At 35.3% G+C, this 18,679-nt stretch carries 19 protein-coding genes; 15 read left to right on the top strand and 4 right to left on the bottom strand.

The window, feature by feature from the left end:
- Positions 1 to 87 precede the first annotated feature (87 nt).
- Both DPQ89_RS10090 and DPQ89_RS10095 read left to right on the top strand, forming a co-directional pair.
- Positions 88 to 315 carry a heavy-metal-associated domain-containing protein gene (locus tag DPQ89_RS10090; RefSeq protein WP_127716813.1) on the top strand — a complete coding sequence of 76 codons (228 nt, stop codon included), beginning with the start codon at positions 88 to 90 and terminating at the stop codon, positions 313 to 315.
- Positions 308 to 2,479: a cation-translocating P-type ATPase gene (locus DPQ89_RS10095; protein WP_127716814.1), complete on the top strand. Its 2,172-nt coding sequence runs from the start codon at positions 308 to 310 to the stop codon at positions 2,477 to 2,479. The genes DPQ89_RS10090 and DPQ89_RS10095 overlap by 8 nt, the downstream gene beginning before the upstream one ends.
- A gap of 6 nt (positions 2,480 to 2,485) precedes the next feature.
- On the opposite strand, the gene DPQ89_RS10100 is transcribed toward DPQ89_RS10095, so the two are convergent.
- A complete protein-coding gene (locus DPQ89_RS10100; RefSeq protein ID WP_127716815.1) occupies positions 2,486 to 3,010 on the bottom strand; it encodes a hypothetical protein in 525 nt (174 codons plus the stop codon).
- A 158-nt stretch (positions 3,011 to 3,168) separates the two neighbouring features.
- Here DPQ89_RS10100 and DPQ89_RS10105 point away from each other — a divergent pair, with 158 nt between their 5' ends.
- The 9 genes from DPQ89_RS10105 (at position 3,169) to DPQ89_RS10145 (ending at position 13,247) form a co-directional block, all read left to right on the top strand.
- Complete coding sequence (locus tag DPQ89_RS10105) at positions 3,169 to 3,636, top strand: heme-binding domain-containing protein (RefSeq protein WP_127716816.1); 468 nt, start codon at positions 3,169 to 3,171, stop codon at positions 3,634 to 3,636.
- Positions 3,633 to 4,838, top strand: coding sequence for a TolC family protein (locus DPQ89_RS10110; RefSeq protein ID WP_127716817.1), 1,206 nt, complete (start codon positions 3,633 to 3,635; stop codon positions 4,836 to 4,838). Before DPQ89_RS10105 ends, DPQ89_RS10110 begins: the two co-directional genes overlap by 4 nt.
- Positions 4,831 to 6,204, top strand: a complete 1,374-nt coding sequence (locus tag DPQ89_RS10115; RefSeq protein WP_127716818.1) for an efflux RND transporter periplasmic adaptor subunit — start codon at positions 4,831 to 4,833, stop codon at positions 6,202 to 6,204. Before DPQ89_RS10110 ends, DPQ89_RS10115 begins: the two co-directional genes overlap by 8 nt.
- Positions 6,205 to 6,212: 8 nt before the next feature.
- Positions 6,213 to 9,338 carry an efflux RND transporter permease subunit gene (locus tag DPQ89_RS10120; RefSeq protein ID WP_127716819.1) on the top strand — a complete coding sequence of 1,042 codons (3,126 nt, stop codon included), beginning with the start codon at positions 6,213 to 6,215 and terminating at the stop codon, positions 9,336 to 9,338.
- Positions 9,328 to 9,864, top strand: coding sequence for a DUF3347 domain-containing protein (locus DPQ89_RS10125; protein ID WP_127716820.1), 537 nt, complete (start codon positions 9,328 to 9,330; stop codon positions 9,862 to 9,864). Before DPQ89_RS10120 ends, DPQ89_RS10125 begins: the two co-directional genes overlap by 11 nt.
- 149 nt (positions 9,865 to 10,013) lie before the next feature.
- On the top strand, positions 10,014 to 10,748 hold the full coding sequence (locus DPQ89_RS10130; RefSeq protein WP_127716821.1) for a protein kinase: 735 nt from the start codon (positions 10,014 to 10,016) through the stop codon (positions 10,746 to 10,748).
- A complete protein-coding gene (locus DPQ89_RS10135) occupies positions 10,735 to 11,514 on the top strand; it encodes a PP2C family serine/threonine-protein phosphatase (protein WP_127716822.1) in 780 nt (259 codons plus the stop codon). Before DPQ89_RS10130 ends, DPQ89_RS10135 begins: the two co-directional genes overlap by 14 nt.
- A gap of 35 nt (positions 11,515 to 11,549) precedes the next feature.
- Positions 11,550 to 12,560, top strand: a complete 1,011-nt coding sequence (locus DPQ89_RS10140; RefSeq protein WP_127716823.1) for a succinylglutamate desuccinylase/aspartoacylase family protein — start codon at positions 11,550 to 11,552, stop codon at positions 12,558 to 12,560.
- A 66-nt stretch (positions 12,561 to 12,626) separates the two neighbouring features.
- Positions 12,627 to 13,247, top strand: a complete 621-nt coding sequence (locus DPQ89_RS10145; RefSeq protein WP_127716824.1) for a LysE family translocator — start codon at positions 12,627 to 12,629, stop codon at positions 13,245 to 13,247.
- A gap of 14 nt (positions 13,248 to 13,261) precedes the next feature.
- On the opposite strand, the gene DPQ89_RS10150 is transcribed toward DPQ89_RS10145, so the two are convergent.
- On the bottom strand, positions 13,262 to 14,035 hold the full coding sequence (locus DPQ89_RS10150; protein ID WP_127716825.1) for a TSUP family transporter: 774 nt from the start codon (positions 14,033 to 14,035) through the stop codon (positions 13,262 to 13,264).
- A gap of 188 nt (positions 14,036 to 14,223) precedes the next feature.
- Between DPQ89_RS10150 and DPQ89_RS10155 the strand changes: the two genes are divergently transcribed.
- From DPQ89_RS10155 to DPQ89_RS10170, 4 genes are read left to right on the top strand one after another with little or no spacing between them, the layout of a single operon-like run.
- Positions 14,224 to 15,684, top strand: coding sequence for a DEAD/DEAH box helicase (locus DPQ89_RS10155; protein ID WP_127716826.1), 1,461 nt, complete (start codon positions 14,224 to 14,226; stop codon positions 15,682 to 15,684).
- 1 nt (position 15,685) lies between these two features.
- A complete protein-coding gene (locus DPQ89_RS10160) occupies positions 15,686 to 16,189 on the top strand; it encodes a hypothetical protein (protein WP_127716827.1) in 504 nt (167 codons plus the stop codon).
- 6 nt (positions 16,190 to 16,195) lie between these two features.
- Positions 16,196 to 17,296 carry a chromate transporter gene (locus DPQ89_RS10165; RefSeq protein WP_127716828.1) on the top strand — a complete coding sequence of 367 codons (1,101 nt, stop codon included), beginning with the start codon at positions 16,196 to 16,198 and terminating at the stop codon, positions 17,294 to 17,296.
- Positions 17,287 to 17,823 (top strand): YaeQ family protein, encoded by a 537-nt coding sequence (locus tag DPQ89_RS10170; RefSeq protein ID WP_127716829.1) that lies wholly within the window; start codon positions 17,287 to 17,289, stop codon positions 17,821 to 17,823. The genes DPQ89_RS10165 and DPQ89_RS10170 overlap by 10 nt, the downstream gene beginning before the upstream one ends.
- Here DPQ89_RS10170 and DPQ89_RS10175 read toward each other — a convergent pair.
- On the bottom strand, positions 17,820 to 18,026 hold the full coding sequence (locus DPQ89_RS10175) for a hypothetical protein (RefSeq protein ID WP_127716830.1): 207 nt from the start codon (positions 18,024 to 18,026) through the stop codon (positions 17,820 to 17,822). The two genes, DPQ89_RS10170 and DPQ89_RS10175, sit on opposite strands and share 4 nt — an antisense overlap.
- Positions 18,027 to 18,064: 38 nt before the next feature.
- Positions 18,065 to 18,646: a hypothetical protein gene (locus tag DPQ89_RS10180; RefSeq protein ID WP_127716831.1), complete on the bottom strand. Its 582-nt coding sequence runs from the start codon at positions 18,644 to 18,646 to the stop codon at positions 18,065 to 18,067.
- Positions 18,647 to 18,679: the final 33 nt, after the last annotated feature.

The following is an 18,679-nucleotide window of genomic DNA, read 5'->3' on the forward strand; positions in this document are numbered from 1 at the left end:
TGATGATGTTGCTAGACGGTGTGTAATTATTTTGACTTAAAATGATTTGTTGCCGTAATCTTTCCAAAAGAACTAAGGAAATTAATAATGAAGAAAATAGAATTTAATGTAGACGGTATAAACTGTAATAGTTGTGTAAATAAGATTAAAAATCATTTTGCTGATAATAATATGATCAGTTGTGTAGATGTCTCAATTGAGAATAAGTCTGTGCTTATTGAGTTAGACGATAGCATTTCTAACATGGCAACGAAGAAAGAGCTAGAAGATCTTGGCTTTAGTATTTTAAGTATGAAGAAGATTTCTAATGTCTAAAGTAACTCTTGCTATAGGTGGAATGAGTTGCGCCAGTTGTGCTCTTTCTATAGAAGCTGAAGTTAAGAAAATTGATGGAGTATTAGAAAGCAGTGTAAATTATGCTACTGAAACTGCCTACTTTGAAATTTCTGATGATAAATTACTAGATGTTATCAAGTCTAAAGTTCAAAGTTTAGGTTTCTCGACTAGTGATGAACTTCATACGCCTACTGAGAAAACAAGTGGTGAGAATTATTTAGTAAAGTTCTATATTTCTATTGCTTTGTCTTTACTTCTTTTTTCCCTTGCGATGTGGCCACTCATGGGATGGCCCAATAGGGAGGTAAATTGGTTTATTCAGCTTGTGCTATGTCTACCAATTTGGGCATGGATTGGACTTAAGTTTCAAAAGTCTTTAGTTCGATTTTTCTTAACTGGTAAGTCTAATATGAATACGCTTATCGGGCTAGGGACAACTGCTGCATTTGTCTATAGTGCAATAATAACAGTATTTAATGACGCTTCAGTTTCTTTTGGACTTACTCAAAAGGTCTATTTTGAAGCCGTAGGTTTTATTATTTCTTTTGTTTACCTTGGGAATTATTTTGAAGAAAGGGCAAAGAGGAAGACTAAAGAGGCCCTAAATTCATTGTTTAAATTATCCTCTAAGAAAGCTCTAGTAGAAATAGATTCAAAATTTGTTGAAGTGGATATTGATGAGGTTCAAAAAGGTTCTGTCTTGCGAGTGAAGCCTGGGGAGAAATTTCCTGTTGATGGAAAGATCTTGAGAGGCTCTAGCTTGATAGATGAATCTATGATTACTGGTGAGCCAGTACCATTGTTAAAAAGTAGCGATGATCTTGTTTATTCTGGAACAATTAATGGAGATAGTGTCATTGAGTATATAGCAACAAAAGTTGGGAAGGATACATTTTTGTCACAAATTATTGCTTTTGTTGAACAGGCGCAAGGATCAAGGCCAAAGATTCAACAATTTGCGGATAGGATAAGCTCTATCTTTACACCTGTTGTTATTGCAATATCAGTATTGACCTTTATTTGCTGGTTTTTCTTAGGTCCTGAACCTTTTTGGGGAAATGCTATTTCAAATATGATTGCTGTACTTGTTATCGCTTGTCCATGTGCTCTTGGCTTGGCCACTCCTACAGCTGTTGTTGTTGCGACTGGACGAGCTTCCTTAAAAGGAATTCTAATTGGAGGTGGGGAGATCATCGAAAGGTCTGAAAAAATTGATACTATCATCTTTGACAAAACAGGAACTATAACAGAAGGAAGGCCTTCCGTTGTTGAGGCCCTTTTTAATAATGATGAAGAGACGACATTGATGGATATTGCCTCTATAGAACAGTTTTCCGAGCATCCTTTATCTAATGCGATTGTAAAGTATTCACAAGATCGAAAGATACCGTTATCTGAGCCAGATTCTTTTGAAATAGTTAAAGGAAAAGGGATTATTGCAAGCATTGATGAGCGCGAGTATGTAATTGGTAATAAGTTGCTTCTAGAAGAATCATCTATTGAGTTTCAGCAAAATTTGACTCCAAATGAAATTGGTAGCTACGTATTTGTTGCTTGTAATGGTGTCCATTGTGCAACTCTTGTTGTCGGAGATAAAATTAAATCAACTTCTAAGTCGGTTATAGATGAGCTTAAATTTTTAGGTATTGAAACGTGGATGATTACAGGTGATAACGAAATTGTTGCCGAGTATGTAGCAAAAGAGCTTGGTATAGAACACTTTGTCGCCAATGCACTTCCTCTTGAGAAGTCTTCCTATGTAGAATCTTTGCAAGCAAAGGGAAAGAATGTTGCTATGATAGGTGATGGGGTAAACGATGCTCCTGCCTTAGCAAAAGCTAATGTTTCGATGGCAATGGGAACAGGTGCGGATGTTGCGATGAATGCTTCTGATGTAACACTAGTTAAGGGTGACTTATCTAAAGCAATAGATTTTTTGAAGCTTTCACACGGAACAATGAAAATAATTAAGCAGAACCTTTTTCTTTCTATGGTCTACAACTCACTTCTTATTCCAATTGCGGCAGGGGTATTGGTCATATTTGACGGGCCTATGATGCCTCCTGTTCTTGCTAGTATTGCAATGGGATTGAGTAGTATCTCGGTTGTGAGTAATAGCTTAAGGATTAAAACTATAATTTAGAATTTATCAGTGCACCTCTCTTAGAGAATCTCTAAGAGTTATTGCACTTTTAAATATGACGATAGCACTCACTATAGAACCAATCGCCCATAGTGAAGCCATTTTCAAATAAATCTCGACTCCATAGACAAAGAATAAACTAATAAAGATACCTGTTAATGAAGTGAAGTAGAGAAACCTCGATTGGTATATTTTTTTTATCTCAGTTATGGATAGCAAGAGGCTAGAAAGTATGGCCCCGGCTCCCATGAAAACTGCCCCACATAAAATCATACAAATATGAGCACCAAAGGTTCTGTGAAAGTAGTGAAATAGATCATAGTTATTCGTTAAGCTCAATTCAAATTGTGGACAGAAAGTAAGTGATATAACTCCAAAGAATAATTGTGAAGTGAGGAGTTTAGAATAGATAAGGGCATGAGAAGGATTGAGTTTGGTCGTGATCTGTGTACAAACGTCTTCTTTTAACTCTCTAGGAGTCTTATCCTTTTCATGGGTAACAAATTTTTTGAAATCGTTATTCGTCTTCACAGAGTCTCCAATCCGATTATATAATCTTTACGATAGAAACCTTTTATTTGTGACATTTAAATATAACTGTTAGTTATTTCAGTAGGTTAGGTTGCTGGACTGTTTTTTTGTCACAAATGATGACTTTCTTTCGTAATGCAAATATATGAGGAGTTCGTGTGAAAGTTATTGGTTTGTTATTCATGTATATTTGCAGTTTCTATCTCTATGCTCATGGTGGCGTAGAGCATGACCTTTCAGATATTAAAACTAGCGAGTCTAAAGAGAAGAATAAGCTTATTAATGAGCTCTATGTCAAAAATGTAAAAGCAATTTTTAAAAAAGCGTGTTTTGATTGTCACTCTTCTCAAACAGTTTATCCAAGTTACTATAATCTTCCCTTAATTAAAGAGTTAATTGATAAGGATATTAAAGATGCTAAGTGGCATTTGGTTCTAGATGGGGATTATCCATTTCGTGGACATGGAAGTAAGTTAGATGACTTATCGGCCATTGAGCGAAACCTTGATTCTTCAGAAATGCCTCCTCTGAGGTATCGTATTTTTAACTCTAGCTCCACCCTAAGCAAGTCTGAAGTAGAGACGGTAAGAAAGTGGATTAATCAAGCAAGAGAGATTTTAAAATGAAGTTTTTCCTAGTAGTTACATTCTTATTAATACAGTCAAAGTCCTTTGGACTTAGTTTTGAACAGGCCATTAAAAATATTCAAGAGCATGAAGTAGTCAAAGGGCTCGAACATCTCTCCGATTCTCTAAACTCTGAATCACGAATGAAGAGCTCTTGGGGGGATCCTATGCTAAAAGTTGCTGCCAAGAACTTTCCTATTGATACGCTTAAAAATGATCAGACACCTATGACAGGAGTTGAATTCGGATTTAGTCAAAAAATTGCTATGTCTAATAAATATGGAAATATTAGAGACTCTATAGAAAATCTGGCGCGGTCTACAAAATTTGATGCAAAAGATAAAGTTCAAGAGTTGTCACGGATGTTTTGGGAAACTCTAATAAATGAAAGAAAAGTAAAAGAGGAACTCTTCATTTTGAATGAGAATCTTGCATGGAATGGAAAAATCCTTAGTATCAGTAAAAAGCTCTATGTAAATGGAAAAGTTTCACAACAGTCACTACTTGATATTCAAATTAGAAAGTCTGAAATTGAAAGACAGATCAGTAATAAGAATTTTGAATTAGAACAGATCTCCGAAAGAATAAGCTATCTGATAAATGATGATCCCAAAGAGTTAGATAGAAAGAGTATTCCTTGGAGTGTTCTAAGTAGATCGGGGAAAAAAAGAAAGGATTATAAAGAACTTTCTTTACTTGGAAAAGTTAAGGCCAAGGACTTAGGAGTGAAGATTGCTAAGCAAAACTTCATTCCTGATCTAACATTCTCTGTGGGTTATACGAAGAGGGCCAATATTGATAATAATGGAGACTTTATTGGCGCCGCTATTACTTTTCCAATACCATTCTCTGATCAGAAATACGCAAATAGAAATAAAGAAGTCTTTGAAAAATATGCAGTTGAAAGAAAGTACAATAACTATAAACGTTTAAAAGTTAGAGAGAGTAACCTATTACAAAAAGAGATATCTAAGATTGAAAAAGAGCTTTCTATTTTAAATACAAAGACTATCGTCTTCGCCACTAACTCTAGGGCCATAACCTCTAAATCATATGGTCATGGGAATGCGACCTATGTTGAGCTCTTGCAAAGTGAGCTACAATTACAAAATATCTTGCTCTATAAAGTGATGCTAGAAGCAAAGAAAGATATAGAGAAAACAAATCTGATGTACATTCAAGGGGAAGCACTTAATGAATAAATATATTCATCTAACTATTTTACTTCTATCTTTAATTTCCTTTTCTTGCTCTAAAGACTCGTCAACTTCTGTTGAAATAGACAAAAGCGCTAAGAGTGAAATCTATTACACTTGCTCTATGCATCCTCAAGTCAAAGAGAAAGGACCGGGGAAATGTCCTATATGTCATATGAATCTAACTAAAGTTGAAGTAGAGCAGGGTGAGCATGATCATCAAAAGGAAGTCGTTCTTAAGAAATTATATCGCTGTGCTAATTTTCCTGATGTCACTAGTGAAGTGGCAGGAGTTTGTCCAATCGATGGAACAGAGATGATCGCAGAAGATATGGCCCCTATGGTTGAGGATATCATTGCTAAAGTGAAGTTACGTAAGGCCCAAATGAATCACTTCTTTCCAGACTTCTTTCCTGTTACTCCAATGAAGATGAATAAAAAGATTAGAGTTTTAGGATCAGTCTTACAGTCTGAGGAAAAGGAAAGTAGTATTCCTGCACGAGTAGGCGGGAGAGTTGAAGAGGTCTTTGTTAAATCAACAGGAAGTCTTGTCCGAAAAGGAGACCCCGTTCTTGTTCTTTACAGTCCTAAACTTATAACTGCGGGTGAAGAATACTTACTAGCAAAAAAGAGCTTTAAAAAGAATAAGAGTAAAGATTTTAAAGAAATGCTTAAGCAATCTGAGGAAAGACTCCTTCAGTGGGGACTGAAATCCTCACAATTTGAGAAATGGGCGCAAACAAATACTGTTCCAAGGGAGATTACTATCTATTCTAATGCAACAGGAATAGTAAGAAAGAGAAATGCTTTTGTAGGAAAGTATTTTAAAGAAGGTCAGAACTTTTTTGAACTCTCTGATTTAGCCGATGTATGGGTTGAGATGGATGTCTATGAACAAGATTCGGCACTAGTCCATAATGGTCAGAAAGTTGATCTCAGCTTTAATGCGCTACCTGGTGAAACTGTCTCAGGGGTGATTGATTTTGTCAGTCCTGTCTTAGATGATAAATCAAGAACTCTAAAAATTAGATCCACCATTAAGAATGAAGCTGGGAATTTAAAACCCGGGATGATTGCTGATGCAGTTTTAAATATTGAAGTCAAAGGACTTCCTTTGGTTATTCCTCGCACAGCAGTTATAGATACTGGAAAAAGAAAGGTGGTTTGGGTGAAAACTTCGAAGTCAAGTTTTGTAGCGAAAGTGATAAGAACTGGCTATGAGTCTGAAGGTTACGTTGAAGTTAAGCATGGACTTATGGAAGGTGAAGAAGTTGTCATTGAGGGAAACTTTCTTCTTGATGCACAAGCACAACTCTTTGGTGGATACGAAGATCCAATTAGAGATAGCGGGACTTCTCCCAAAAGCAATTAGGATTTAGAATGATTCAAAAACTAATAGAATTATCCATTCGAAATAGAGCCATTGTTGTATTTTCTTTCATACTCATTGCTCTATTTTCAGTATTCAGTCTTAAGACTGCTCGTATAGATGCCATTCCTGATATTGGAGAAAATCAGCAAATCATTTTCACTGATTGGCCAGGTAGATCTCCTAAAGATATTGAAGAGCAGGTTACATATCCTCTTAGTGTCCTTATGCAAGGAGTTCCCGGTGTAAAGAATATAAGAGGAACTTCTGCTTTTGGATTTTCGATTATTTACGTTATTTTTAAAGATGATATTGATTTTTATTGGAGTAGATCTAGAGTTCTTGAAAAACTCACTACTGCAAAAGCTTCTTTACCTGAAGGAGTTGTTCCCAATATGGGACCAGACGCAACAGGGCTGGGACAAATTTACTGGTATACATTGGAAAATGATCCAGAGTCTAAAAATCCTAAATCTCTATCCGAGCTTAGAACAATTCAAGACTTCTATGTAAAGTACTTGCTTCAAAGTGTTGAAGGTGTAAGTGAGGTGGCCGGAATTGGTGGCTTCATTAAAGAATACCAAATTGATGTTGATCCAAAGCGATTATTTGCCTATGACATTCACTTCTCAAAGTTAATTAGCTCTATTCAAAATAGTAATATTGATGTTGGGGCAGAGGTAGTTGAAGAAGGTGATAGAGAGTATATAGTTCGTGGGAAGGGATTTTTTAAGAGCTTAGAGGATATAGAAAATGTCGTAATTGCAGTAAAGAATAAGTCTGCCATTCGTGTCAAAGATGTTGCAACAGTTGGGTTAGGACCAAGTTTTAGAAGAGGTGCCCTAGATAAGAATGGTGTAGAGTCTGTTGGCGGCGTTGTTACTATGCGCTTTGGAGAGAATCCAAAGGAAGTTATTGATAAGGTAAAGAAACAATTAGAAGTTGTCAGACAGGGTTTACCTAGTGGGGTCAAGCTCGTTTCTTTTTACGATAGAACTGAAGTCATAGAGAGAACTATTGGTACTGTCTATAAAGCACTTTCTGAAGAAATTATTATTACAATTATTGTGATCCTTCTTTTTCTTCTTCATTTTAAGTCTTCAATTCTTGTCTCTTTGACTCTTCCTTTTGGTGTTGGAATAAGCTTTATCTTAATGAAGATTCTTGGGATTGATTCAAATGTAATGAGTTTGTCAGGTCTTGTTATTGCTATTGGATCAATGGTTGATATGGGTATTATCATGACTGAGAATGTCTATTCTAACCTAGCTCAAAAAAGCAATCTAAGTAAATCACAGAGAATTAATATAATTATTCATTCAGCAAGGGAGGTAGGCCCAGCTATCCTTACTGCCGTTGCCACTACAATAGTAACCTTCTTACCAGTCTTTGCCCTAGAGGGAAGTGAAGGTAAGCTCTTCGGTCCTCTGGCATGGGCCAAGACTTTAGCGATGTTTGGCTCTGTTATCGTTGCAATTATTCTTGTTCCTGCACTTTCTGTGTTCTTTTTAAATGGTAATCTCAAGCCGATTGAGAAAAATACAGTTAGTAGAGTGATTGTTAGTAGGTATAAGATTGCTCTGAATTTCTTATTAGATCATAAGAGATTATTCTTCATCTTTCCTACCATTATTCTCTCTTTAGGAATCTTTTCTTATACACAGTTGGGAAAGGAGTTTATGCCGTCTCTAAATGAGGGGGAAATACTTTATATGCCTGTGACAACTCCTGATGTAAGTATGACTAAAGCGCGAGAGTTACTTGCCTATACGGATAAAGAGTTAAAGAAACATCCGTTAGTGAAAGATGCAATTGGCAAGCTCGGTAGGGCCGATTCAGCAATTGACCCAGCACCTATTGCAATGTTTGAAACAGTCGTAAAGTTAATTCCTGAAGATGAGTGGCCAAGTGGAACTTCCATTAATGACATTATGGAAGAGTTAGACCAAAAACTTCAAGTTCCGGGACTTGTAAATGCATGGCTCTTTCCAATTGAAAATAGAATTTCAATGATCTCAACTGGCATAAAAACTCAGATCGGAATAAAGATCTTTGGTAAAGATTTAAAGATACTAGAGAAGCTGGCCGCTGAAGTAGGTAGAGAAGTTGAGTCTGTAGATGGTGCCTATGGAGTATTCGCAGAGCAAATAACAGGAAAGCCATATATTGAATTCGATATTGATCGCGTATCTGCTAGTCGTTATGCAATTAATACAGGGACAATAAATAAGATACTTCAAACCGCTGTGGGTGGAATGACTATTGGACAATTTTATGAAGGTCGCGAAAGATATCCTATTCGAGTTCGTTATAAAAAAGAGCTTCGAGATAGAGTAGATGAACTTAAAAAAGTTCTTGTCCCTAGTCCATTGGGTCAGCATATACCACTAGAGCAATTAGCAAAAGTTAAAATTGTTACAGGGCCAGCCGCTATTGCATCTGAAAATGGGATGCTTAGGTCTTTAGTTCTTTTAAATGTAAAAGGAAGAGACTTAATAGGGTTTGTTGAAGAAGCGAAGCAGGTTATTAATAAGAAAATTGAACTTCCGCCAGGTTACTCGATTGTTTGGGCCGGACAATATGAAAATCAAGTTCGCTCAAATAATCGCTTGATGGTCCTTGTACCAATTGCGCTATTAATTAACTTATTTTTAATATTCTTAGGTATTAAGAATCTTAGAAACTCTGCAATCATCTTTAGTGCCGTCCCAATTGCTTTTTCAGGGGGACTAATACTTCTTTGGGTTGGAGGATTTAATACTTCGGTTGCTGTTTGGGTAGGCTTTATCGCTCTGTTTGGTATCGCTGTAGATGACGGCGTTGTAATGATGACCTATTTGCAACAGGCCGTTAAATCTAATACTCCTACAAACTGGAGCGAGCTTAAGGAATGTATTATAGAAGCAGGGTCTAGGAGAATTCGTCCTCTAGTTATGACTACAACAACTACTATTGTCGCCCTTTTGCCAATAATGTGGTCAACTAGTACTGGAAGTGAGGTCATGAAACCGATGGCCATACCTACTTTAGGGGGAATGCTTGTAGAATTAGTAACTTTGTTTATAGTACCAATAGTCTTTTCATATTTTGAATTAAAGAAAATACAATCAATTAAAGGAGAACAATATGCAAATTAAACCACTTTCTATCCTCGCAATCCTAGTTGGGTTGAACTTTTCATTATTGGCAATGGAAGATCACGATCATTCTAAAATGAAAGAATCAAAGACTAAGATCACTAGAAAGGCCTTAGATGAAAGTACAAAAAAGAGTGTCATCAAAGTCTTAGAAATTAATGAAAATTTACATGCCTCATTTTTTAAATATAATCCATCCGAGATTGATAAGAATGCTAAGGCATTAAAGATGGCCATTGTTGAAATTAAGAATGACGAGATATCAAAAATATTAAAATTTGCTACAACAAAGATAGATATGATTACGGCCGATGCAAAAAGAAAAGACAATAATGATAATTACCATCTTGTTTCGATGGCCCTAATCCATGTGGTTAATTCTTATGATATTGGAGGTAAGTACAATGCCTACTCTTGCCCAATGGTTAAAAAGAAGTGGATCCAAGACTCTGATAAGAACGCTAAGGTGAATAATCCTTATGCACCATATATGCCTCATTGCGGATCGAAAGACTCTAGCTACTAAGCTCAAGCGCCTAGGCTGAAATCAGGAAAGCTCCTATTCGATGGTCTAGGCCCATCTATTTTTATTTTAACTTCATTCTCTTTTTTTGTTGGAGTACCACTCTAATAGATATATTCTAGCTTTCAGCATAGTTTTTTCAGGAGGGGTTAATGGTTTCTAAAATTGAGAGTTTTTCGTTAGAAAAAGGAAGAGTTTTAGCTAATCGTTATACGGTTTTAGAGCTACTTGGGGCAGGGGTTGAAGGTGAAGTCTATAAGGTTTCTGAACTTTTAACAAATAAAGTCAGGGCCCTTAAAATATTCTTTCCTCATAGAAATAAGAATTTCAAGATAAGTACTCGAAATGCTAATAAACTTGATAAGTTAAGAGAGAGTCCTATTGTAATGGATTACTTCTCTCATGATGTGATTAGAATGAAGGGGCAGAAAGTTGCTTGTCTTGCTTGCGAATTTATTGAAGGGGAGCTTCTAGGTACCTTTATCGAGAAGCAGAAATTAAAGAAGCTAGGGATTTTTCCATCAATTCACTTATTGTATTCAATAGTTCTTGGGGTTGAGTCTATTCACTTAGAAGGGGAGTATCATGGTGACCTTCATGTGGATAATATCATTATTAAAAGGTTTGGCCTTGAGTTTGATCTAAAAATTATCGACCTGCATCATTGGGGAGACTCAAAGAAGGATAATAGAGATGAGGATATAGTTAAAATAATTCGAATCTTCTACGATATTCTCGGAGGGGCGAAGTACTATAAGAACTTATCACCTTCATTGAAGTATATAATCTGTGGCCTTAAAAGAAGTATCATTCTAAATAGATTTAAAACAATATCAGATCTAAGGTATCACTTAGAGCTAATGGATTGGTCAGATGCAGTTAGATAGTAAGCAACAAATATTCTTACATGATGAACATGAGTATCATTATTCATTCCAAGATATTGATGGTTATAGAATTGGTTTCTTTATTTCTAGAAATAAAGAAAAAACTTTTCAAGAAAATGAAGATACCCTCTTTATCCAAAAGAATGAGCAAGAACTTATTTTTGGTGTTGCTGATGGAGCGGGTGGACACCCAAGAGGGAGAGATGCCGCATTTTTGATTGGTAATGAATTAATTTCTACTGATAGAACAGATCATGTTTATCATATTGATGACCTTAATAAGAAAATTATTGATTTAAAGGTAGGGGCGAAATCAACTTTGGCCTTTGCTGCTATAAAAGAAGACTTAATTAGATTCTATACAGTTGGAGATTCAGAGATCATATATTGGAATGGTCATGGGAATGAAATTTTTACTTCAACTCCACATTCTAATTCAGGGTTAAAAGTTAGGGCAGGAATAACTTCACAGACTGACTCTTTAGATGATCCTGATCGATACCTTGTTAATAATTTGATGGGAGATGAATTTATAAGAATTGAAAGTACTTCCGGCGTGCCTATTAAAAAAGGGCATACGATACTTATCGGTTCAGATGGTCTCTTTGATAATATAAGTCATGAAGATCTCACTGAGATAGTTGGAAGAGGTTCTTTTGATAAGTCTTTTCAAGGATTGGTTGATCTTTGTATTGAGCAAGATCCAGAACGTTGGCTAAAAAATGATGATATTACATTTATTTTTCTTAGAAAAATAAAGGCGTAATTGTGTTTCACAAACAAAGAAACTGAGGAAAAGAAATGAAAGAAAATATTTTAAATATAGACTTAGATAATTATGAAATTGGGAAAACTTCTGTTGATCAAGTAGACTTTCCATCATTTTACGGATTACAAAAAGTAACGGCTCCACTCTATGTTCATCGAGCAACTAAAGAAATTTCTCCGTGTGTTGTTGTTACTGCGTGTGTGCATGGTGATGAAATTAATGGGCTTCGTATTGCTCAATCTTTAATTAAAGGTAAGTTGAAAATTCAAAAAGGAACTCTAATTATAATCCCTGTGGTTAATATTTATGGATTCTTAAATAAACTAAGATACCTTCCAGATAGAAAAGATTTAAATAGGTGCTTTCCGGGGCTTCCAAAAGGAAGTTTTGGTTCAAGATTTGCTCACTTTATTTTCCAGAATATCACAAAGTATGGCGATGTTTTTATTGATCTTCACTCAGGTCCTCCTGGGCGTTTTAATATCCCTCAAATACGCTGTGATTTAAGTAATAAAATTGTACAAGACCTGGTGGACAATATCAGCGTTCCTCTCGTGGTGAATAGCTCTCTTAAGGACGGATCACTGAGAGAGGCCATTGAAAGTACTGGAAAGGCCTGTATTGTTTTTGAAGGTGGAGAAGGCTTAAGGTTTGATGAAACTATTACGAAGTATGGTGTTAATTTAGTTAAGAGTACTCTTGCTCATCTTCAAATGATCAAGACGAAGAAAGAATTCAATAAAGATAAAGTGATTATCAATAAGACAAAATGGCTAAGGGCCAAAGAGGGTGGTCTTTTAATTAATAAGGCACATCATGGAAAAGTTGCCAAAAAAGGTGATATCATTGGTGAACTTAGAAAAATCACGGGAGAGTTAATTACTTATATTAGAATGGATAATGATGGTGTTATTCTTGGTACTAGTAAATCATCCCTGATTATGTCAGGTGATGCACTCTATAATATTGGATTTCTAAATAATGAATACCAAGAAGACGATGAAGAGTTTATGGACTACTTTGATTTTGACTCAGAAGAATAGAGGATTCTTTGTCAGTGTAAAAGTTATCTGTAAAATGAAAAGAGAATCTCTCGCTTTGGTCTGTAAATGATTGCTCTAGTGACAGGAATCATAATAGGTTTTCTTATGTGCATTCCTATTGGTCCTATAAATGTATGGGTAATTAACACTCATTTAAAGCATAGTGCCGCTAGGGCCTTGTCTATTGCTGTGGGTGGTTCTCTTATGGACTTTCTCTACTTCTTTTTTATCTTGTCTGGGCTCTCTTTTATCACCTTTGGTGAACAATTAGTATTTTGGCTAAAGGTTTTTGGAATTATTTTAATATTCTGTCTAGGAATTAAAGAACTCACATCGAAGGTAACCCAAATAGAAAGAAAGACTGAAAAAGAAAGTCCCAATGGTCTTGCCGCAGGTTTTCTTTTGGGAGTCGTTATTTACACTTCTAATCCCACTCTGGTCGTGACAATGACGGCCCTTGGAGCAACTGTAAAAAGCTTTGAACTCTTTGAAATGGGACGATTAAATATTTTCTTAGTTTCTCTTGGATTGGCAATAGGTTCAGTTCTTTGGTTCGTTTTTCTGATCAAGCTCATTGATAGATTTCAGGAAGTAATTAGAAATAAATATTTAAATTATTTCACAAAGGTGAGTGGCGCACTAATGATTGCTTTAAGTTTATTTATGGCAAGTCAGCTTTATATTTAATGAGTTGTACTTACTTAAGTTGTATATAGAGTGTGAATACACTTTATAAATAGGATGAGTAGTACAAAGTTGAAAACGGGTTTTATTACGTCTTTACTTCTAGTTAAAATAAGACCGCTACCTATCCAGTTTCCTAATATACTACCAATCGCACCGATCAGTGTTACTTTCCAAGCAATACTTCCTGCGGAGGCAAAGTAAATAAATGAAGCTATATTGGATGTGAAATTCAATACTCTCGCAGTTGCGTTGGCATTTAGTGCATTCATTCTTAAGAAAAGAAAAAGGGCAATAATTAAAAAAGTACCTGTCCCTGGACCAAAGAATCCATCATAGAATCCTATACATAAACCTGTTAAGGCTGATCTAAAAAATAATTGAAAGTTATTCAGTTTCTCACTGACTTCGTCTCTATTAAAGTTGATCTTCTTACCTAGAAATAAAAGTAGAGGAAGAACTACGATGAGGATATAGATCATATACTCACTAGAGAGAACTTTACTCGCTCTTGCACCAATAAATGCACCTGTTAAAGAGAACACTATGGCAATTGAGCCCTCTTTCCACTTTATCGCTTTATTTCGTATGAATCGTGTGATGGAGCTGAATGTGCCAATAGATGAAACACTCTTGTTGGTTCCTAGGATTAACGATTCTGGTAGACCTACTGAAATATAGAGTGGAATGGTTATAAGTCCTCCACCTCCAGCAATAGAATCAACTAGTCCCGCAAAGAATACACCAACAAAGATGATGAGGTATTGATATATTTCTAACTCGTAGAACACTCATTTCTCCTGCTAAGTGTGAGTGTGACGACTCAATTGTAGCTTCTATTTATTGGTGTAGGTTCTTAAATTTACTTAATTTTTAGTAAATTACATAAATATGCTAAATAATTGTGTAATAAATTCAAATTGAGACTCAATAGGAGTATAAACTGTTATTTTTAAAAGAAAACCTATAGGGAGACCATGTGACTGAAGAGAATTCATTTTCTAATTTGAAACTTATTGATGCGTTGATGAAGTCTATTAACGAGCTAGGGTTTTCAACTCCCACTGAAATCCAAAAGAAGTCCATTCCCATTCTTTTGAAAACAACAAAAGATTTTGTTGGACAGGCCCAAACAGGCACAGGAAAGACTATTGCTTTTGCAATACCACTTCTGCAAAAGCTTGATTATACCAATACTAATGTTCAGGCACTTATTCTTACTCCAACTAGAGAGCTTGCTCAACAAGTTGAAAGCGAAATTGTTAAACTTGCTAAGTATTTAGACTTAAAATCTCTATGTGTTTATGGTGGAACGCCCTATGAGGCCCAAATTCGTGATATGAGAAAAGTTAAACCTCAAGTTGTTGTAGGTACGCCTGGAAGGGTAATTGACTTGATAAAGAAAGGTGTTTTGCATTTAAATAAGGCCAATTTTCTTATTCTAGATGAAGCAGATGAAATGCTAAATATGGGATTCTTTGAAGATGTTGAACTTATTATGACTAAGTTTAAACAAAAGCGTCAGCTGCTCATGTTTTCTGCGACTATGCCCAAACCAATTGTTAAGTTGATCAATAATAGCTTTAATGAGCCTACTGTAGTTAAAATTGAAACCCAGTCTATTAGTAATGATGATATCGAGCAAAAGTATTTTATTGTTCGTGAAAAGCATTTTAAAGAGGCCCTCTCTAGGCTTATTGATAGTGCATCAGCAAAAGTATACGCCATTGTATTCTGTCGTACAAAGATAGAAACAAGAGAAGTTGGAGACGATTTAAAGAAGCGTGGTCATGACGTTGAAGTTTTAAATGGAGATATGGGACAACCTGAAAGGGATCTCGCCATGAATAACTTCAAGAAAAAAAGAGCGACGATTCTCGTATGCACTGATGTTGCTGCTCGTGGAATTGATATAAATAACTTAACTCATGTCTTTAATTATGGCCTTCCAAGAGATAATGAAAGTTACGTGCATAGAATAGGACGTACTGGTAGAGCTGGAATGAAAGGTGTTGCATATACTATCGTTGGTCCTAAGGCGACTTTTGACATTGAAAATCTTGAAAGACATATTAAGAAACGAATTTCTCTTGAAAAATTGCCAAGTGTTGAAGTCTTAAAAGAGAATTTGGTGCTCAGCGAGATAGAAGCAGCAGAGCAAATTCTCTCTGCCATTCAAAGTAAAGGTGACGAGTTTAAAACTGAGGATTCTTATAAATTCTTTGAAGAAAAATTTAAAGACCTCGATCATGATCAGTTCATGAAGTTAATGTTTGTGTGGAAATTTAACAAAGAAATTAGACGGTATAATAACCTGAGTGATATTGAGACAATTAATACGAGCTCATCATCAAGTCGAAAAGATCGTAAAAAGCCTGGTCGCTCAGAGAGAAGACCGGGGACGAAGAATAAGAAAAGTTCTTCTAGAAAGAGGTATTAAAATGCAAGAAATTATTGAAGAAATTGTAGAGAAAATTGATATTGCTAGAAAAGATAAATTAACAAGACTTTTAAATGATTGTATTAAAGTGAGTAAAGATACTCAAACGAGTACGTATGCGGATCACGATAATGTCCTATTTAAGTTAGATTTATTTTTTCCTGGATTTGAAAAGATATCTAACGATATTACTAAAGACAAGAGGCTTCCTATTGGCGTTCAAGCTTTATACACTATTTTTTGGGCATTAGGTTTAGAGATAGATCAAGAAGAGGCGTTCATACTCTATCACCTGAGAAACCAGGGAAAGTTTAGACTTAAAGAGGAAAAGCTTAAAAAAGATCTAAAAGGAATGTGGGGACAACATAAAGAGTTTGCTCTTGAAGACCAAGATTTTTCTCATGCGCTAAAGAGTATGATGAGAATGGGGATTATTGATTACCGTAAAGGAAATCTATCTCTTAAAAAAGGTGTATTAATAACCTACAGAAGAGAGAGAAAGTAGAAACTCATGAGTTCAGTAGGTAATCTAAAAGAGATTGGTTCATTATTCTTTCGTTTAGGTCTTGTCGCATTTGGCGGACCTGCTGCACATATTGCAATAGTACACAAAGAAGTCGTAGTTAAAAGAAAGTGGATGGATGAGTCACATTTTTTAGATCTAATGGGGGCCACTGCGCTTATTCCTGGCCCGAATTCAACAGAGATGGTTCTTCACTGTGGTCATCATAGAGGAGGTCTAAGAGGCCTTGTGTTGGCCGGTGTGAGCTTTATTCTTCCGGCCTGTATCTTATCTGGTTTATTGGCCTACCTTTATACTGAAGCTGTTAAAATCCCAAATTTTAGTGACTATATGATTGGGGTTAAGCCTGTTGTTTTAATTTTAATTTTTCAAGCATTGAAGAAACTCGCTCCAAAAGCGATTAAGAACTACTCTCTAGCGTTTGTTACACTTATCACATTTGCTCTTTGCTTTATTGGTGTGAATGAATTTATTTCTCTACTCGTTGGAGGAAGCATTGGGCTTATCCTAGGTCTTTACAAAGGAGACACTCGTGTTAAAAGTTTTCCACTTCTAAGTATTTTCTATATATTTACTAAAATTGGAGCGATTTTATTTGGCTCAGGATATGTTCTTATTACTTACTTGCAAAAAGAGCTCGTTGAAAATAGGGGATGGTTAACAAACTCTGAAATTGCGGATGCAATTGCCATAGGACAGTTTACTCCGGGACCCGTTCTTTCTACCTCAACATTTATAGGGTATTTACTTGGAAATAGTACTGGAGCTTTGGTTGCGACAGTAGGAATCTTTCTACCTTCATTTGTCTTTGTTTATTTCTTAAACCCTTATATACCAAAACTTAGAGACTCGCTAAAATTTTCATTACTATTAGATGGTGTAAATGCTGCTTCAATGGGTCTTATGGCATTTGCTCTTTATCCTCTTGGGAGGATTTCTTTTCTTCACCCAGGAGCATTGATCATTTTTCTTGTCACATTAATTTTAACTTGGAAAGTGCCTAAGCTTAGTACAGTATATTTAGTTAGTATCTCAATACTCTTAGGTTCAATCTTAACTTTCTTTAACATAGGACAACAATGGCCTTAGGTGCGTCTATATTTAAAGCGAATGTTAATATCTCTAATTTGAATACACATTTTTATGATAGTACATCGCTAACTCTTGCTAAACATCCTTCAGAAGGGGAGCTTCGAATGATGTATAGGCTATGTGCTTTCCTCTATAGCTCTAATTTTGATATTAGTTTTACTAAAGGTTTAAGTAGTACTGAAGAACCTGAAATGTGGCATATCTCACCAACAGGGGAAATCTTAGAGTGGATAGAGCTTGGACTTCCCGATATTAAGAGAGTTAGACAAGCATGTGGAAAATCAAGTCGAGTTAATGTTTTCACTTATCATAAGAATAAAACTGATGAATGGTTTCGAAAGTTTGAGAAAGAGTTTTTACAACTAGATAAACTAAGTATTATTCAAATCTCTGTTGATGAAGAAAATCTACTTGAGGACCTTGCTAAAAGGAACATGAGCATAGATTGTATGATTGAAGATAATACTATGTACTTAAGTTCAGATGAAGCAAGAGTTAATGTTAGTTTTAAACAGCTTTGTTAGGAACTTTGTAGAATCTTTTCAATTCTCATTTCGAAGTCGTTAATTATTATCTCTTTTGGTTTAAACTTTTTTAAAGAGATTATCCTCTGTTTTAAAAGGCTACATTCTTTTCTAATAATTTTCTTTTCTAGCTTCGAGTTAGACTCAATGTCTTGAATATCTTTTTCAATTGTTTCAATCAATCTTTCAATCATAGTACTCATTAATAATTTCCTTTAAGAAATTATATTTTAGGATAACCTCATTTGAAAGTCTTATTTGTTTCACTAACAAATGAAAGATTCTTTAGAGTTTTATTCATCGATTCAAGAGTTCCATTTTTTATCTTCTTAGAAGCAAGGTTTAAAAAGATCCCAGAATACTCTAACTCAACATCATACATGACAAAAGTTCTCTCGCCTCTGGGATGTAATCTATATTTTGACTTAACTCTATCAAAAAGAGGTTTACTCTTTAGGCCCGATGACTTTTCTAACTGTTTAGCCTTGTCTTTTGGAACTTGTTTTTGAGTTATGATGATTTCGTCTTCATTCTTTACATAGCTAATTTTAGAAAAGTACTTGGAGTCAATTGTACTTTGAATATGAGTCCAAATATAGAAACTATTAGGCTCAGACTTCTCATGTCGAAGTATTTTGACTTCCTTGACGGCAGGCATATGATACTTACAAGATTCCTGGCAAGTACTTTCAACGTCAAGGATTCTTCTTACAACTTCACGGATATTGTAATCTAAAGTTATATCCCTAGAGTGTCTGAGCTTCTTGGCAATTACATCATTCGATAAGAATACCAATAAAAATGTAAAACTTATCTTTTTCATTACTCCTCCTCTTACTCAATAGTAGCAAATTGA

Source organism: Halobacteriovorax sp. HLS, assembly GCF_004006665.1.
In the GTDB taxonomy this organism is placed as follows: domain Bacteria; phylum Bdellovibrionota; class Bacteriovoracia; order Bacteriovoracales; family Bacteriovoracaceae; genus Halobacteriovorax.

Excerpts from the sequence above, each read along its gene's own strand:
- DPQ89_RS10130 (WP_127716821.1), top strand. The coding sequence starts at position 10,014 with ATGGTTTCTAAAATTGAGAGTTTTTCGTTAGAAAAAGGAAGAGTTTTA.
- DPQ89_RS10160 (WP_127716827.1), top strand. The coding sequence starts at position 15,686 with ATGCAAGAAATTATTGAAGAAATTGTAGAGAAAATTGATATTGCTAGA.
- DPQ89_RS10165 (WP_127716828.1), top strand. The coding sequence starts at position 16,196 with ATGAGTTCAGTAGGTAATCTAAAAGAGATTGGTTCATTATTCTTTCGT.
- DPQ89_RS10145 (WP_127716824.1), top strand. The coding sequence starts at position 12,627 with ATGATTGCTCTAGTGACAGGAATCATAATAGGTTTTCTTATGTGCATT.
- DPQ89_RS10175 (WP_127716830.1), bottom strand. The coding sequence starts at position 18,026 with ATGAGTACTATGATTGAAAGATTGATTGAAACAATTGAAAAAGATATT.
- DPQ89_RS10090 (WP_127716813.1), top strand. The coding sequence starts at position 88 with ATGAAGAAAATAGAATTTAATGTAGACGGTATAAACTGTAATAGTTGT.
- DPQ89_RS10170 (WP_127716829.1), top strand. The coding sequence starts at position 17,287 with ATGGCCTTAGGTGCGTCTATATTTAAAGCGAATGTTAATATCTCTAAT.
- DPQ89_RS10135 (WP_127716822.1), top strand. The coding sequence starts at position 10,735 with ATGCAGTTAGATAGTAAGCAACAAATATTCTTACATGATGAACATGAG.
- DPQ89_RS10120 (WP_127716819.1), top strand. The coding sequence starts at position 6,213 with ATGATTCAAAAACTAATAGAATTATCCATTCGAAATAGAGCCATTGTT.
- DPQ89_RS10125 (WP_127716820.1), top strand. The coding sequence starts at position 9,328 with ATGCAAATTAAACCACTTTCTATCCTCGCAATCCTAGTTGGGTTGAAC.
- DPQ89_RS10140 (WP_127716823.1), top strand. The coding sequence starts at position 11,550 with ATGAAAGAAAATATTTTAAATATAGACTTAGATAATTATGAAATTGGG.
- DPQ89_RS10115 (WP_127716818.1), top strand. The coding sequence starts at position 4,831 with ATGAATAAATATATTCATCTAACTATTTTACTTCTATCTTTAATTTCC.
- DPQ89_RS10095 (WP_127716814.1), top strand. The coding sequence starts at position 308 with ATGTCTAAAGTAACTCTTGCTATAGGTGGAATGAGTTGCGCCAGTTGT.
- DPQ89_RS10110 (WP_127716817.1), top strand. The coding sequence starts at position 3,633 with ATGAAGTTTTTCCTAGTAGTTACATTCTTATTAATACAGTCAAAGTCC.
- DPQ89_RS10180 (WP_127716831.1), bottom strand. The coding sequence starts at position 18,646 with ATGAAAAAGATAAGTTTTACATTTTTATTGGTATTCTTATCGAATGAT.